Source organism: Nonomuraea bangladeshensis, from assembly GCF_039529455.1.
GTDB classification, from domain to species: domain Bacteria; phylum Actinomycetota; class Actinomycetes; order Streptosporangiales; family Streptosporangiaceae; genus Nonomuraea; species Nonomuraea bangladeshensis.
In genome coordinates this window covers 564,877-580,899 of record NZ_BAAAMV010000007.1, presented here as the reverse complement: position 1 = coordinate 580,899, position 16,023 = coordinate 564,877, and the positions used below count along the sequence as shown (strand labels likewise).

7 protein-coding genes are annotated in these 16,023 nt (G+C 64.1%); 3 read left to right on the top strand and 4 right to left on the bottom strand.

Annotated features, from left to right (window positions below; translation table 11 throughout):
• Positions 1-43: 43 nt before the first annotated feature.
• From drmB to ABD292_RS25560, 4 genes are read right to left on the bottom strand one after another with little or no spacing between them, the layout of a single operon-like run.
• Complete coding sequence (drmB, locus tag ABD292_RS25575) at positions 44-1,915, bottom strand: DrmB family protein (protein ID WP_344211438.1); 1,872 nt, start codon at positions 1,913-1,915, stop codon at positions 44-46.
• Between the two features lie 3 nt (positions 1,916-1,918).
• The gene (locus ABD292_RS25570) at positions 1,919-5,119 is read right to left on the bottom strand and encodes a helicase-related protein (RefSeq protein WP_344211436.1); all 3,201 of its coding nucleotides are present in this window, start codon (positions 5,117-5,119) and stop codon (positions 1,919-1,921) included.
• The gene (locus ABD292_RS25565; protein WP_344211434.1) at positions 5,103-7,007 is read right to left on the bottom strand and encodes a UvrD-helicase domain-containing protein; all 1,905 of its coding nucleotides are present in this window, start codon (positions 7,005-7,007) and stop codon (positions 5,103-5,105) included. The genes ABD292_RS25570 and ABD292_RS25565 overlap by 17 nt, the downstream gene beginning before the upstream one ends.
• Positions 7,004-11,698, bottom strand: coding sequence for a DEAD/DEAH box helicase (locus ABD292_RS25560; RefSeq protein WP_344211432.1), 4,695 nt, complete (start codon positions 11,696-11,698; stop codon positions 7,004-7,006). Before ABD292_RS25560 ends, ABD292_RS25565 begins: the two co-directional genes overlap by 4 nt.
• Before the next feature lie 442 nt (positions 11,699-12,140).
• Here ABD292_RS25560 and ABD292_RS25555 point away from each other — a divergent pair, with 442 nt between their 5' ends.
• From ABD292_RS25555 to ABD292_RS25545, 3 genes are read left to right on the top strand one after another with little or no spacing between them, the layout of a single operon-like run.
• Positions 12,141-14,237: a helix-turn-helix domain-containing protein gene (locus ABD292_RS25555; RefSeq protein ID WP_344211430.1), complete on the top strand. Its 2,097-nt coding sequence runs from the start codon at positions 12,141-12,143 to the stop codon at positions 14,235-14,237.
• The gene (locus ABD292_RS25550; RefSeq protein ID WP_344211428.1) at positions 14,234-15,166 is read left to right on the top strand and encodes a hypothetical protein; all 933 of its coding nucleotides are present in this window, start codon (positions 14,234-14,236) and stop codon (positions 15,164-15,166) included. The genes ABD292_RS25555 and ABD292_RS25550 overlap by 4 nt, the downstream gene beginning before the upstream one ends.
• Positions 15,163-15,996, top strand: coding sequence for a DUF6339 family protein (locus tag ABD292_RS25545; protein ID WP_344211426.1), 834 nt, complete (start codon positions 15,163-15,165; stop codon positions 15,994-15,996). Before ABD292_RS25550 ends, ABD292_RS25545 begins: the two co-directional genes overlap by 4 nt.
• Positions 15,997-16,023: the final 27 nt, after the last annotated feature.

Here is a 16,023-nt window from a genome sequence, read left to right as displayed (position 1 = left end):
AGCGCCCCGGCCGAGTATCAGATCGGCCGGGGAATCACGCTACTTAGTCACCTTTGTAGAAGAAACCGGTCGTCGGATCGTCCGGGGCTCCGATCAACATGGCCCGGTCGAGGAAGACGTTGTTGGTCTCACAACTGGTCTCGGGAAGCAGAACGCAGGCGTAGCAGGCCGCCAGGTTCAGGCTGTCGATGCCGCTGGCCTCCGACTCCATGCACGGCGGGTCCTGCGAACACCACTCGACGCGGGCCAGCGCCGATTCGAGAGTCTCATAGAGTTTGCGGTGCTCGCCCTGGGCGACGACACCTCCGAGGGAGCCGGCCGAGTCACTGGTCGCGGTGTAGATCAGCACTCCGGCCATGTCGTGGTCAACGTAGAGTCGCTCGCGCAACGCTGCCGCCGGATAACCGCAGTCGAGGCTCCACTCGTTGATCAGAACGTGTGCGAGCGTGTGAAGAAGCAAGTATCGCGGGGTCACCGGAGATTTGATCTCACCAGGTGCCTGCATGCCTCCGGACTGTGCCGCACGTTCGCGAAGGAGCTCCGTGTGATTGAGCCAGATCTGGTGTGCACGCGCAACCGGGCCGGGCCGCTGCTCCCACTCGCGTACGAGTTGTTCGTCGACGACGAGGAACACGCCTTCGCCGCTGACCTCGATCGCCGGCAGCCAGTCCACCGAACTCTTGGCCATGGCGGCGCGACGGGTGTCACCACCGGCGGCGTCCGGCATGGTGACCCGAGTGAAGGACTCCATCGCCCGCACCTCGCGCAGCCGTTTGACCAACATGGAACGCCTGATCCCGTACGGCAGGGCGCTCCCGTCGCCGGAAGCCTGGACGCACTCGAAGTTCTCGTCTCTCGCGACGATCCTGGTGCCGTCGTAGAGCTGGTGGTACTCCTCACGCCTCAGAGCGTTGGCCGACTCGAACATGAAGGCCGTCTCGTCGGAGTCCGGTGGGGCGCTCGTCTCCAGTTCGTGACGCCTATGCACAGCGGCGAGGACCTCCTCCGCCGTGAACCGACCGTCGTTCATCAGGTCGGTCTTCTCGATCACCTTCAGGATGACCGAGTCTGGCGTGTCGTTCTCCAACAAGACGCGCAGCGGCTCATAGTGCGGGTTGAGCCGTTGCTGCAGCGACTGCGACCACGGGGGGATGGACAACGCTGACCGCGTGATCGCGAACCAGGCCGCCGAAGCTCCTCGCTGCAGCGTACGAGGCGTTGCGTTGCACTCGGGCTCGCTGGCGTCCCGCCCGAGCCATGGCCTCCGCCCCTTGCACTTGATGCCCAGGTCGGGCATCGCACCCTTGCCGAAGGCGCCCTCCAGAGAGGCCGGCGGTATACCGCATGAGCACTTGATCACGACTGAGCGCAGCGAGGCCGTCTGGCCGCTGCTCTCCAGGGTCAGCTCGTGATTGACCTTCTCGCTCAGGTCACGGTTGGTTGCGGTCTTCTTGTGAACCCACTCGAAATAGGGAAAGTCGTCTATGTGCCCGTTCTCGCACGCGATCACGAAGCGTGACGGTGTGAGCGGCTTGTCGCACGAGCCGCAGACGCTCTTCCCCTGAGGCGAGCCGAACCGCTTGAACTCCTGGAGCTTCTTGCAGACGCCGCAGGAGTACACCTCAGGGAAGAGCCGAACCCTGATGCCATCGCCAGAGGACGGCTTGTCCGCCGGCGGGAGTTGGAATTTGGCCACCCGGAGCCAGTGCTGCAGGCGTGGCTCGTAGATGACGTCCGTCGGCCATACTCGCCAGCTGTCCAGCCCGCTCACTATGTACGACTGATCCTCGATGGCGATCAACGACCCCACGCCGTATGTCGTGATGGTCTGAGCCCGTCGTACGGCGCCCAATGCTGTACGAGTGACCTCGTCGTTCCGGCCCGCCTGACGAGTCCGTCCGCTACGCAGTGCCATCTCTCATCGCTCCAGGTAAAGATCGGACTCGGCGTCGACGTCACGAAGGCTCCACAGGGTGGGGAATGCTCGCGTGAGATCGGTATCGGTGAAGGTGCAGAGGAGCGCCTCGTCGGCGTCGCGCGTCTCGCTCCGCTTGAATCGCGGCTTGGCCTCATAGACCAGGGCCGGATTGTCGTCCGCCAGGTCCGTCCAGCGGGCGATGATGTCGTTGAGATCCTTCTCGACGCCGGCCGCTTCCTTTTCGTCGACCACACCGGCCCTGAACAGAATGAGATCCTTCAGCTCTTCGATACGGCTCTCGTGCTTCCGTATACTTCCCGCCGCCCCGTTGAGCCTGAGCTCCGGATGAATGAGCCGGGCCAGGCCCACCAGCACGGCGTGAAGGGCGCGGTCACGGGCGCGGGGTGAGAAGGGCGTGACGCTGGTCGACTCGACCTGCCGGTAGAGCGCGGAGTGGTAGGGCACGAAACTCTCGTAATGGGAGCGGTCCCGTGATCGGTTGGCGTTGTAGAGCACGACGACCAGACCAGGGTGCTGACGACCGACGCGGCTGCTCGACTGGATGTACTCGGCAGTGGTCTGCGGCTGTCCCATGATCGCCATCAGACCGAGGCGGTCGACGTCCACGCCCACTGAGATCATGTTGGTGGCGAGGACCGTGTCGAAGACGCTCTCGTCCGGAAGTATGCGTTCCAGATCCTTGAGCCGTTTGGGGATGTCGCTGGACTTCACACGGCTGGTCAGCTCGGTGAGTCGATCCGCCTGACGCAGCTCGGCGCCGTGCTGCTCCGCCAAGAGCTTGAGCCGGTCCTGGACGTCGTCCAGAACCTGAAGCTCGGCGGCGGCCAGGAGCCGGAGGCTGTTGAAGTAACCGACCAGCGTCCAATAGGCGTCCCGTACCGAGTCCGATCCGTCGATATGGGCGGCATGGTGGAGCAACGCCGCATACGCGCGCACCAACAGGGTGGCCTGACTGGTATTGGGCGCGAGCAGACCCACATAGAGGCGCGACGCCTTGTCCTCCGCCGGCGTCTCCACCGCGAACCACGAGTCGCGCGCGTCCAGGCCGGCGGGCGGGAACTGCGCGACGTCTCGGTTGAACAAGTGTTTAACCTGGCTCTTGGCCCGGCGGATGGTGGCGGTGGAGGCGATCACCTTCGGCTGATCGGCGGCATAGTCGATCGCGGTCTCATAGAGGCCCGTCAGGCTGCCCAAAGGGCCGGAAATCAGGTGAAGCTCGTCCTGCACGATCAGCTCCGGAGGAGCTGTACCTTCTCGATCCCTGTTGAAGAGCGCCGCGACCTCGGTACGCCAGGTGATCTGCGCGAATTTGTCCACAGTCGCGATGATCAGAGTGGGTCTGACCGCGTAGATCTTCTCGTCAACGACGTGAACAGGCAGCTCTCCACGGAACTCGCAGTCCCCATCGGCACAGAAGATGCGCATTCTGGAGCTGGCGACGTCCACCTCGTATTCGTCCGGACCCATCGCCGTGCCGCACCACGGACAGAAGCGAAGCTGGACGGGATTCTCCTGGTGCAGCTCGGCGCCGTCCTTGAGCTTCTTCAGGCTGGCGGCTGCGTCCTTGAGCTTGTTGGGAGTGGCGGCGGCGCCCACCCACATGCCGATGGAGATCGTCTCTTCGCCCAGTTCCATCGGCCTTCGGCGGCGGATGATCTCCATAGCGCAGATCAGCGTGGCCGCGCGTTCGAACTGCTGAAGGGTGAGCAGGCGGAGGGTGTACCGCATGATGGCGGTCACGCCCCCGCCGGCCTCGCCGTTGCGGAGTCGGCGCAGGAAGACGGTGAAAGCGATGATGCCCAGGTAAGCCTCGGTCTTACCACCACCGGTGGGGAACCAGAGCAGGTCGGCGATGCCCCGGTCGTCGTGCTCGGGATCGACGATGCCGTCCAAGGAGAGCAACAAGAAAGCGATCTGGAACGGCCGCCAAATGCCCATCTCCAGATCCGGCTCGCCGTGCTTGCGGCCCTTGATCCAGCTCGTCCTGGCTCTCTGGACGGCCATGGCCTCGTTGGCGTATCGGAAGGCGGTCATGACCTGTGGCTCACGTCTGAGCGTTTCGATGCCCGAGTCCATGCGATCGCAGGCCGACTCGCACTGCCGAATCTGTTCCCTGGCCGCCTCGGCGTACTCCGTGTCGCCGAGCAGTCGCGACTCCTCGGCTCGCTCTGCGATCCAGGCGCGATAGCCGTTCACCAGGCCACGTAGGCCGAGCAGGATGTCCTCATCCGGCTTGCGCGCCAAATCGATCATACGGAGAGCCGAGCTGTCGATCTCCGGATTGGAGTCGGTGAGCAGTACCTCCTTGGTGGGTACGAACTCGCTCCAGATGGCGGCCACGGCCGCCGGAGAGCCCTTGAGCAGCGTCTCGGCACGAGGCGCTGGCGGTGACCAATCCCAGTTCGCCGCGCACCCGTGTCCTACGGCGAAGTTCGGAGCATAGCGGTACAGCAGCCGATTGATCTTGATCTCCGCTTCGTCCGCCCCGACGGGTACGGGTCGTTCCACGAAGGGCTTGGTGCCCTCGACACCGGTGACGTGAATCCGAGGTTGGAACAAACAATGGGCGTCCCGGATATCGAACTTCCCGACCTCCTGCACGTTGAGCAGCGCGACGGTGACGGAGACGGCGCCGTCCTTGGGCGGACGCACTCGCACGCGGAGTTCGATGCCGGGTACGAGGGTCTTCGAATGGTTTCCGGCAGTGTTCAGGTCGATCGAAACCGGTGCGAGGTCCAACTCGCGACGCCGCCAACGCAACTCCTGCTCCTCGACGCTGCGACGCTCGGCACGCTGAGCCTTGATTGGTCGTCCGTTAGGATCGACCGGATCGTAGACGGCGGCGGTCACCGCGATCGTGATGGTCGGGGAGATAGTGGGATCCACCCCGAAGGTCAGCCCCATGGAGGACGGCGCCTGATCGTTTGCCCGTGAGACTCCGGTGTCGGGGACGTCGTCTTTGACGCGCGTCTCCGGAGAGAGATCGACGTCGCGTTCCCCAACCTCCTCGATCACCTTGGCGATGTCGCGCCGTTCCGGATAGAGAACGCCGGCCGCATATGACGTGACCGGTGAGTCTGTGAGGATCTCGTCTGCTCCTCCCACCGGGCCAATCATGTCGAGGTGCAGCCGTTCGACCAGTTCCGTCCGGAAGGCATAGTGCTCACTGTGCTTGGACATCGGCTTCCTTCTTGTCCCAAGTGAAGGTGGACAGTCCCACCAATCGCGGTGCGAGCCAGACACCGAGCTGGTTGAGCCCGGCGCGGATGCCGGCGGCCTCATTCCCGGCGACGGTCTCCACGGCGTCGATGTGGACGCCGGAGATGCGAGCCGGGAAGAACCGCGGTACGAACTTCGAACTCTGTTTGAGGAACTTGAAGAGATCGCTTCTGAATTTCTCGGATGCCGTTCCGATCGGCCGTCCGTCGTGCCTGATCAGGTATGGCGGGCTCTCCAGCATGCCGACCGGCTCTGGATGGAGGCGTTCCAGTTCGACTTCGTCACCGGGTTGTACGGTCGTCGCCAGATAGTGCTGCACGTCGGCGGCCGAGGCGTCGAAGTCCACCGTGCCGGCCGGATACTCGGTGAGAACGTCGCCGCCCTTTAGCTCCAGGCCGTCGCGCCGCCAATATTGGAAGTGATAACGCCCCCATCGACCGGTGCCGTCGTCGGTACGAATGGCGCGTGTCTCTAGCTCCGAGATCCGATACAGCTCATCACGGGGCCTGGTCATAGCCACATAGAGAAGTCGAGCCTCCTCAGCCGGATTTTGATCGGCCTTCCTGCGCTTGTTGGAGTCGGCGACCCGCAACGGTCCGGGATCCACTACCAGTACCCGATCGAACTCCAACCCCTTGGCCCGGTGGAAGGAGGAGACCACGAGTCGCGCGGGCGGTTGAGCGGTGAGTTCATCCGGCAGACGACCGGTGGCCAGAGCCGAGCGCAGGCGAGCCAGATCCAGGAAACGATCCGAGCCACGTCCGGAACCCGTTCGCTGCAGTAGGCGCCACAGGGAATCCGGTTCCGAGCCGTCGGGAAGTGGCAGGTCGCTGATCAGCTCGTCGAAGCTCTTCCGACTGAGCGACGAGGCATCACAGCGGGCCATGAGGAGACCCAGCCACGCCGGCGCGACGCGGTCTTGTGCCGATCGCTGAAGCCGATGCGGGACGCCAAAAGCGTGAAGTCGCTCGGATACCACCAGCGCCTGGCCGTTGTACCGACAGAGAATTGCGGTGGTGCCAGCGTAGCCGGTAAGCGCGTCGGCGGCGAAGGCATCGAAATCACCGAAGTCCGTGACCTCGGCGAGAACGTGCCGCAGCTCGATGTAATGCGCCTCCCCGTTGACGTCGCCCGACTCTGCCAGTGTCCGAAGCCGCGGCCCGAAGTGGCAGGCAACCTGAGCGTCACGGGTACGGGCTCGGAAGTTCTCGGTCAGGCTCAGTTCGGTCAGTTCCTCGCCGAAGGTGATACGGAGCCAGTCGAAGAACCTGTTGGTCTCCCCTTTGCGGTCCTCCGGGTTCTCGATGGTGAAACCGTAGATCGACTGCGCCGGGTCACCCACCACCGTGAACCCGCAGTCGTATCGTTCCAACAGTGTCTCCACCAGGTCCCGACGCACCCCGACCAGGTCCTGGACCTCGTCGATGACGACATGGCGTAGGTCGTCTTCATACAGTTCATCGGCCAGGCCTTTCTCGATGACCTCCTGCGCGCCCTTGATCCGGGCATCAAAGGACTTATCGAGCCAGCCGCCCTGAGCGTCCACCTGCCTGAGCAGGTCGAGCGCCCAGGAGTCGAAGGTCTGGGCCCGCACGTTGCGGGCGGCCTCGCCGTACCGGGAGAGGCGGTTCTTGAGCTCACGGACGGCGGCTCGGGAGAAGGTGAGCACCAGGATCTCTCCGGCGCTCACGTCCTCCTCGACGACAAGCCGGTCGAGCCGACGAACGAGAGTGTGGGTCTTGCCCGCTCCTGCTTGTGCGGTCACCAGGGTCAGGGCGTCAGCGGGCTGCTCGACGACAGCCCGCTGCTCGGCCGTGAGCGTAGGAGCGCCGCTATAGGCATCGCTCACTTCTTGCTCCAGAGATATTCGAACTGGGTGAAGGCCAACTGGCGGTCGTAGTTGATGATGTTGTCGGCCACGTCGAGGATCAGACAGGTCTCCTTGCCGCCGTTCTTCGGACCACGGAGACCACGACCGATCATCTGCTGGTAGACGTTCGGGCTGTAGGTGGGTCGAGCCACGATGACCACCTCGGTCGCCGGTGCGTCAAACCCTTGGGCGAGGACGCCGTAGTTGGTCAGCACGCGGATCTGCTTGCGTCGGAACCGCTCGATCAGGGTGCGGCGCTCGGCGTCCGGCGTGCCGGAATCGATTGCCGCGGATTTGATGCCGAGACCATTGAGCTTGGCGGCCATGAGCGTGGCATGGTTGACGGAGGCCGCGAAGAGCAGGATGGGAGCGTCTTCCGGCAGCGCTTGAATCTCCCTGATGAGGGTCTGGTTACGGGCGATGTCGCGCCCGAGCTTCTCCTCCACGGTTGCTGGAAGCCTTGCGCCGTCGAAGGCGGTCGCCTGCCGGAGGTCCTCCTCTGAGAGAGTGAGCGTCGTTCCCTCAAGAGCCCGGTGATCCACCTTCGCGAGCACGCCCAGCTCCTGGAGCTCGGAATAGGGGTCTCCACTGGCGAAGATGCCTTCGTCGAGACGGTTCCGTCCATAGCGTTCGACCAGGCGGCCGGTCTCCGTCTCGTTGAAACCGCGGAACGGTGTGGCGGTCAGCCCCAGCAGGGGGCGGGATGTCTCTCGGAACGTCAGGCCCAGCGACGACAGGATGCGGGTGTAGCGAGGCGTGATCGAGGTGTGCGCCTCGTCCACGATCACCAGTGCCGGATTACGAAGCCAGGCGTACTCGGTCTTGTCCAGGCAGACTTCGAGCTTGGCGTCGGTGGCGACGACCAGCTGAGCCGTCTCTCCGCTGGGAGCGGCTTCGCGCGTGGACCAGAGCCGGTTGATGATGAGCTCCTCTTCCGGGCCGACCTTCGACCAGACGAACGCCCAACTCTGAACCGCCTGCTCGCACAGTTCCTCGCTCTGCGCGATCCAGAGGACCGGGCGGCCGCCCAGTCCTCGCTCCTTGATCACGCGGATGACGGCCTCCGCCGCCACCCGTGTCTTGCCGGCACCGGTCGGCAGGCACAACATCGCGCGTGGCGCGTCGTACTTGGTCAGCAGCTCGACGGCCTTCTGCGCCAATCTCTCCTGGTAGTCGTGGAGTCGGGGAAATGCGGTAGGCCCGGAGACCTTTAGCAGCGGTGGCAGCGTCTCTCCCTTGGTTCCCGCGTACTCACCAGGGAACCCGAGGTCGTTGACGACGCGCACCGAGGCGGCATCTCCTCGAAAGGTCGCTGCCAACTGGGGGAACTCCGCCACGATGTCCCGTCGATAGACGCGGAGGACTTCTGTGCCATAGGCGTTGTGCGCCAGGTCGGCCATGCGGCGTGCGTCTTGGGCCGTGCCCTTCTCCGCCTCGTCGCTCTCCAGCAGGCCCTCTGGAAGTCCCTTTCTCAACGCTTCCACGCCGACGAGCAGCAGGAGCTTCTCGGACAAGCTCTCGGTACTGCGAATTCGCTGGATACGCTCGTTGTTACGTTCCCGCTCGCGTCGCTCAAGGATGTTCTTGCAGTGCGCTCGCCCGAGGGAGAGTTTCAGAACGCGGTCCACCGACTCGAGCACTTGAAGATCGTCTGCTGGCATCCTGATGAGAACCTTGTGCTCCTCCGACAGCACGGCCACGGAGATCGAACGAGTCCGCATACCATTGGGAGCCCGGATGATCTCTTCTAGTTCACCGCATCGAACAGTCGACCATCCCTCCACTTGAGCTCGGCGAAGCATCTTCAGGGGCGGGAACTCCTCCAACAGGAGGACACCTTCCGCCTGACCCGCGTGTCTGATCTCCTTCTGGATCGCGTCGGAGGGTGCGAGCATGCCCCACGCCTCCCGCATCGTCTCCGCGAGAGATTCGGTCGGCACCAGCAGTGCCGGCACCTTCTCACGTACAAGTGCGTCGTATTCGGACCGCACCGCGGTCACCGCGATGTGCTGGTCCTCGATGTCGCTGCGCCACTCGTCGCCCACTCGGCAGCGGGTCATGGCACCCTCGGGAAAGTCCACTCCCACCTCGAACATCAGGGCGTAGACCTTGCCGGGGAAGTCGTCGTCGATGGAAGAGGACGTCTCATCGACGAGTTCATCCCATACCGATCGCGGCAGGTCGCCCAGTGTCTGCGGCAGAGACAGCATCGCGGCGACGCCGGCAGAGACATCGGCCACCGGCAGAACGGCCCTGTGGGCGCTCAGCTCGGCGCCGACGCAGCGCCTGACCTCCCGCAATCCTCGCGAAGTCTGCAGGTAGCCGTACTTTCGTCCTAGCCATCGAATCGGTGAGGCGATCGGCCGGCGGCTGGCGACACCTCTGTTACCGGCCTGCATGACCCAGCTCGTCACCGCCCCGCCCGCCGGAATGGCCTTGAGGAAGGCTGCCCGTCCCTCGTGGGAGAGCAGAGGGAACAGGTGCAGTGGCCCTGGGGGACGAGTCCCTTCAAAGATCATCTTTGCCAGGGTGGGGCGGGCTTCAGTCGGTGGCAGCTTGGTCACGTACTGCTTCCAGTGCGCCGTCTTGTACTCCTCGAACCATTCCTCGCCTTCAGGATCTGCATGGGCGACCGGGCTGTCGAGGAGACCCAGGTCGGGCAGGAAGGCTCGGTCGTCCCGGTGGAAGTTCATGTCCACAGTGACGCGTTGGTCCCGTGAACCATCGGCCGGAACCACGCGCCCGGGAAGCAGGCAATCGCGAATGCGTCGGAATTCGCCGGCCAGCGTCCTGACCTTGAGTTCTCTCGCGGTATCGATGCCGGAACCGTCGAAGGCGGCACGGACACCTGCAGGACCCGCCAGCCGCGCCAGTTCCCAGAAGGCGACCCAGTCACGGTTCTTGTAGCCGGAGAAGCCGCGCTCCACTACGGATGCGAATCGACCCACGTGATCGGCTTCATGGATGCCAAGTGTGTCCAGTGCCCTGGCTATGACGTCGTTGCCAGCATAGACACGCTCGTCCACGTAGAGGGTGTTGTCGGCGAGACCGTCGGCAGCGGAGCGTCGAAAGATCTGGGTCGAGGGAGCGACCAGGCCGAGTGTCTCCGTCAGCACGATCCTCGCCCTCAAGGCATCCTCCATCTGAGGATGTCTGTGCAGCTTCATGTCTGCGGCGATGAGCACCGCCCGTGACGACGCTTCGGGGGAGCCATCGGAGACGAGAGCCTCCAGCCACTCCTTCGCCGTGGCCACGGCGGCCGTGCTCTCTGACAAAATCCGATTGACGCTTTCCCGGCGGTGCCTGTTCTTGGCCGACTCCACTGAATGATGGATCCAGTTCATGGGCCGACCGGGATGATCACCCCACCACTGAAGCCATTCCGGGCGCAGGTCGGCCGGGTGGACGTGGACCTCGGCGGGTGTGCCGAAGCGCCCGTTCTGATCTGGAAAGACGCGCCTACTAGGAGAGATCTTCCAGATTCTCGCCACCAACTGTTCTGCCGCCCATTGTGGCTCCTCACGCCCTCGGGCCGGCACAAAGTCGAGATATGCTCCCGGGTCGTCCGGCTGAGCAAGCGACGGGAGAGACGAAACCACCAGATCCGCGACTTCGTTGATCAGCTCGTCGTTGAACTGGTTGTTGGCGTAGAGGTTCTGCCGGTCCTCGCTGGTCTTCCAGGGAGCGTTGACTATCCCACGAAGAGTTGTCGTGTAGTTGGTCGGGAAGTAGGCCCAGAACCGCCCACGCCCTTGTGACCGACCTTCCGTATCCGGAACCGCCCACGCAATGTCGATCTCGGGACGGTCGTGAAGCTCGCCGGCCTCTTCGAGGGCCCGGGCCGAGGGCTGATAAGTACGAGTGAAGACCCGCCACCGAGCGCTCTCCTCCCGCTCACCCGCGCCCGCGACTCGACGGACCTTCTGCAGAATGCGACGGTCACCGTTGACTTGCTGGAAAATCTGTCGCTTGGAGCTCTGTCCGGACAGCCGCTTCTCCAGCGTGACCGTTCCAACATGGGGTGAGAACAGGGAGAACTCGGCCGGGAAATCGTCGATGTCCTTAGCCAACCGAGGCACAGCCGCAGGCTTCAACGGCAACCGTACGACGGTCGTGGCCCACGAGAGGAGGTCCTTGAGGATGGGGTCGGCGGCAGCAGCGCGGTCGCGGTCGAGCGGACGGGCCATCCGGAGGACAGGTGTCTCCGCGGCTGCAGGCTGGACCCGCTTGATCTCAAGCTCGGCCCACTCCCTGTCAAAGCCAAAGCTCTTGTCGTCCTCGACGCTGAAGAACTCCGGGACGTCCGTGACGCTCAAGACGGACTTCACCCCGACACCGAACCGGCCGATCTGGCCGCCTCGCTTACGCGAAACGCCCATACGCAGAATGGTGTCCGCGCCCTCGGGCGTCATAGGGGTTCCCTGGTTCGCGCAATACAGATGAGTGTCTGTGAGAACCACGGCGATCTCGCCGCCCGGATCGTTTCTTAGCTCGTCCGCACCGTTCTGGACGAGTTCGTAGACTTGGCGGTCGCCGTAACCGCCCTCTTTGATACGGCGTTCACCGTTCGCGTGTTCTTGAATGAGGCCTGGATCGATCTTGTAGGTCTCGAGAACACGTGCGGTCTGCTTGAGTACGATCTCGATGACCGAAGGGTTTCCGCTGCTCACGACAATGGTCTCCCGACATTGGAGCGTCTACGGAGGGAATGGTTGAGAACGAGAGCCCAACCGGTTCAAGCATGCCGACGAGCACGTCGTAGCGGTTTGAGGCCGCCCCCAACTGGGCACGCGTGAATACGGCCGAACGCCGTTGTGGAGAGGAAAAGGGGATGGTGAACACATGGTATGAGCGCAGCGCTCCGGGCGGCCTTTGTGGGACTGGCCGGAGAGTGAATGAATTTTTGCATAAGGGGCGCAGTTCGCGCAAGTGCCTCAAATTTCAGGCATACAGGAGCGAAATGTGACATATGTGGATATGGTCGTACATTCGCGGCGGAATCCGGGGAGGCGTCGGTGTCGCCCTATAGGGGAACATCGACAAGGTGGTGTCAAGTGACGTTAAACGGTAGCCTGGGGTGTCAAACGACCTCGTTCTACCTGGAGAAACCCTGTGACGACGCAGGACGGCGATGGGATCATCCGCGACCCCGAGGCGTTCGGAGTGTGGCTAGGTAGGCAACTGCGCCGTAAGGGCATGAGTCAATCTGACCTGGCCGCCGCGTTGGACGTGACGCGCGCCGCAGTGTCGGCATGGATCACCGGCCGCGCCACCCCCCGTATCGACAAGATCCAGACGATAGAAGAGATCCTGGATTTGGCGGCGGGTGCCTCGGTCACCCGCGATGAGACCCCGGAATCGAGCGGTTACGTCGGTTGGCATCACCGCCTGGCGCACTCTGACGGTGGGCGGGAACTGGGCAACGCGGCGGCCTTCGCCTTTGACTCCTCATTGGCGATCACGGCGCGGGAAGCGACGCAGAACAGTCTGGACGAGCGCTGGGACCGGACGCGTCCGGTCCGGATGCGGTTCACTCTTCACGAGATTACGGGAGAGCGCCTGCGTCGACTGCAGGAGGCCATCCACTGGGACGATCTCGCTCCCCATATCGAGGCGGCCGGCGACCCGAAGCAGAAGGTCGGTCGCATGTTGGCTGACGGCCTCCGCGAACTTCGCGAGACCGGCAAGCTGCTCCTGCTGCGCATCGACGACTACAACGCCAATGGCCTGACCGGCCCGGACTACGCGGACGGGCGGTTCGCCGCAGTTGTTCGAAGACAGCTCGACAGCCACAAGATGGGCACCGCCGGCGGCTCGTTCGGGCTGGGCAAGGCCACCATTTGGGGGGCCAGCCGTTTCGGTCTGGTGATCATGAACAGCACGTTGTCCGAGCCCTTTGAGGACCTGCGCGAACGCCGCATGATCGGTCGAATCGACCTACCCTGGCATGAGCTGAACGGCGTCGAGTACGCCGGGCCGGCATGGCTCGGTAGCCGGGATCCCATGCGAGAGGCCGCCCGCTCCTGGTGGGCAGGCGAGCGCACGGTGGAGGAGCTGTATCTCACGCGGGGCAGCGCCGATCCCGGTACGAGCTTCCTGATCGTCGGCGCACACGATCCATCCGGTGAAGCGACGACTCTCGAGGAGATGCACGCGGTCCTTGTCCGCGGCTTGGCCTCGGACTTCTGGGCTTCCATGGTGGCGGGCAGGGGACAGGCGCCCATGCTGGAAGCCTCGGTCGAGGCATTGTCCGATGGCCAGGTAGTGGTTGCGGAAGAGCGGGTGGACCCCTATCGCCATGAGCCGGCTCGGGCGCGTGCCGTACGGGCGTTCTTCGACCGGACCACGGTCTCGCAGCTCAGCAAATCCGATGACGTCGTGGAAATGTCCGTGCCGTTGACCGTGCCATCCCGCAAGACCGAGGTCGGTGGCCGTTCTGTCGAACACCGGGCGGTGCTGCTGGTGACGCCCGCGACCGAGGGTGACCAGAAGCTCAATCGACTGGTCGGCATGCGAGGCACCAGGATGACCGTCCTGGATCGGCCGGTCACAGGAGTGCCCCTCGGCGCTACCCAGTTTCAGGCAGTGTTGCTCGCCGGCATCGCGACGGGTGCCGAGTTGCCCTCCGACGAATTGGCCGAGGCATTCCTGCGGGCCGCCGAGCCGCCCGAGCACAACGACTGGAAACCCACCGAAGACCTCACCTCCACGTATGCCCGGGGCGCTACCACGAGGTTGAGGGAGTTTCGGAAAACCGTCTTCAGCATGGTCCGGGCAGCCGTGAAGCCGACCGAACCAGTCGGCCAGGAGGGCGGCGGCCCGACCCTCCTACGGGAACTCACCAACCTTGATCCTCCGCCACCGCCTCGCACCAGGGGCTATCCGACCGTCAAGAGCGCCACGGGCGAAGTCGATGATGCGGGTGCGTGGCGCATCAGGGTGGAGATCAAGTTGCCGGAGCGAGAAGATCCCTGGGTGCTTCGTCCGTTGCTGCGGTTTTCGACACGCTCTGGTCCCAAGCCTGAAGCGCGCTGGGCCGAACTGGTCGCGGAGTCGAACTGCGAGGTGAGCGGTGATGTGCTGGTTTGCGGCGCGCGGGAGCGGTCCGCTGTTTTCGCGGGCGTGAGCGACGTGACCAGCCACCCGGTGGCCGGTCGGTTGGCGATCGCCGAGGTCGACCTGGTCCAAGCCAAGGACGGCCGCCCATGAAGCGGATCATGCCTTACCAGGTATTGGCCGGCGAGGTCTCCATGACCGTGCGCGAAGTCCGTCTCGACGACGTGGAGTTGCCGTACAGCATGATCTCGGAACCGGACCGTACGGTGGCCCTGCATCTCCTTGGTCGAGAGGACTGGAACGTCGTACGGTTGACACTCGAGGCGAACGCCCCACGACACGAGTTGGACGCCGGTCCTTGGCTCGGCCTGGCCTTTCTCGCGACGGTTTCGGAACGGCGTACCAACACGCATTCGGCTGTGAAGCTCATGATGGGGCAGCCCGGTGAATGGACCGGTGAGGTGGAACTCCATCGTGAAGACCACTTCGGCAGAATTCGCATCGGCGGGCAACTCATTGCGACAGTGGACGATGTCCCGGCACGCGTGATCGCGACCATTGCGCAGCCCTGGACCGTGGATCTCCAGGGCGGGGTAGCGGCACGGCGTGAGTCCATCCAGACGCGCTGGGTCGACTTCGCAAACGATCCCCAGTTGACATGGTGCAAGAGCGACCCCTGGGCGGTGACCACCACCGACGAGACGGCGACGCTGAACCTGAACAGCGGCTTCGACGGACTGCGTGTCGTGCTTGAGAGTCCCAAGGCCGCGGAGCGCCCTATGCGCGAGGCGCTGGCGGCACAGATCGCCGTGGACATGTGGACCGCTCTTTTCAACGAAGCGGCTCACCACGTGGATGGAGATGAATGGCCGGAAGGTTGGCGCGGCCTGGTGCTCCGACGCATGCTGCCTGATCTGTTCCCGGACCATTCGCCGGATGACGCGCTCAGGGAGATCGTCAACCAGGGCGTGGGCGGTATCCAGACACGGGTGTTGCATGCCGCGGCGAAACAGGCACGGATGCCGCGGAGCCTTGGCGGCTTCATTCGATCACTGCACAAGAAGGGGCCGGAGGACGAGTGAACACGACGCTGGGCCTGCTGCCCGATGAGGCCGCCGCGAGATTTCTCACCACCGGTGTGCTGGAGAACGGCGAGGCGTTGCCATTTTTCGCGATCGACCAGATATCGGCACCGGCTCCTTGGGAGGCCGAACCGGTGCGGCAGCTCGTCGACGAGGCGATGAAGCGCTTCACGCCGGCTGAGCGGACCTCAGCCGATGCCTGGTTGGCTCCGGTCCTGCACGCGACGCTGCGACTGACGCGTCGCGAAGCCTCGGACTCCCGAATCTGGAACTACCTCGCCGTCCGGCTGGCGCCTGACTACGTCTACTGGCGGCACTTGAGCCGCGGAAATCCGCCAAGGGTGTCCAGAACTCGATTTTCCGGGCCGTTCCATTCTCAGGCGTTCGCTCGCTTGTGGTGGGCTGCGGAATTGTTCCGGGACGGGCCTGACTACGGGCCCGTCGTAGTGGCCTGCGGTAACCAGGACGTGCTGAACACCGTGCTGAGGCTGGAGGTCATCCTCCACCGACCGACCGCACAGGCGATCATTCGACTGCTCGCCGACGACGTGGTCCGTACGGGACGTCAGGTCAACACGCTGGCCCAGGCGGTGAACACCGCCGGCACCACGCTGTCGTACGAGGCGTACGCACCTGACAACCCAAGGGACGTGGACGCCTACCGTGACTGGGTCGAGGAGTTGGAAACGGTACTGGTGCCCTATGATTCGCTGCCCACCGGCCCTTCGGACGGGCGGGCAAGGCAGGCTTCGGTCGATGCTTTGACCACGCTCTTCAAGCAACTCCTTGCCGATATACCTAGCGCCGGAGAGATGCCGGAGTGGTCGTGAGCCGTTCCAGCCGAGGGTGCTTTCCCA

Bases quoted from the DNA above. Each gene is read 5' to 3' on its own strand.
- drmB (WP_344211438.1), bottom strand. From the start codon at position 1,915: ATGGCACTGCGTAGCGGACGGACTCGTCAGGCGGGCCGGAACGACGAG.
- ABD292_RS25570 (WP_344211436.1), bottom strand. From the start codon at position 5,119: ATGTCCAAGCACAGTGAGCACTATGCCTTCCGGACGGAACTGGTCGAA.
- ABD292_RS25550 (WP_344211428.1), top strand. From the start codon at position 14,234: ATGAAGCGGATCATGCCTTACCAGGTATTGGCCGGCGAGGTCTCCATG.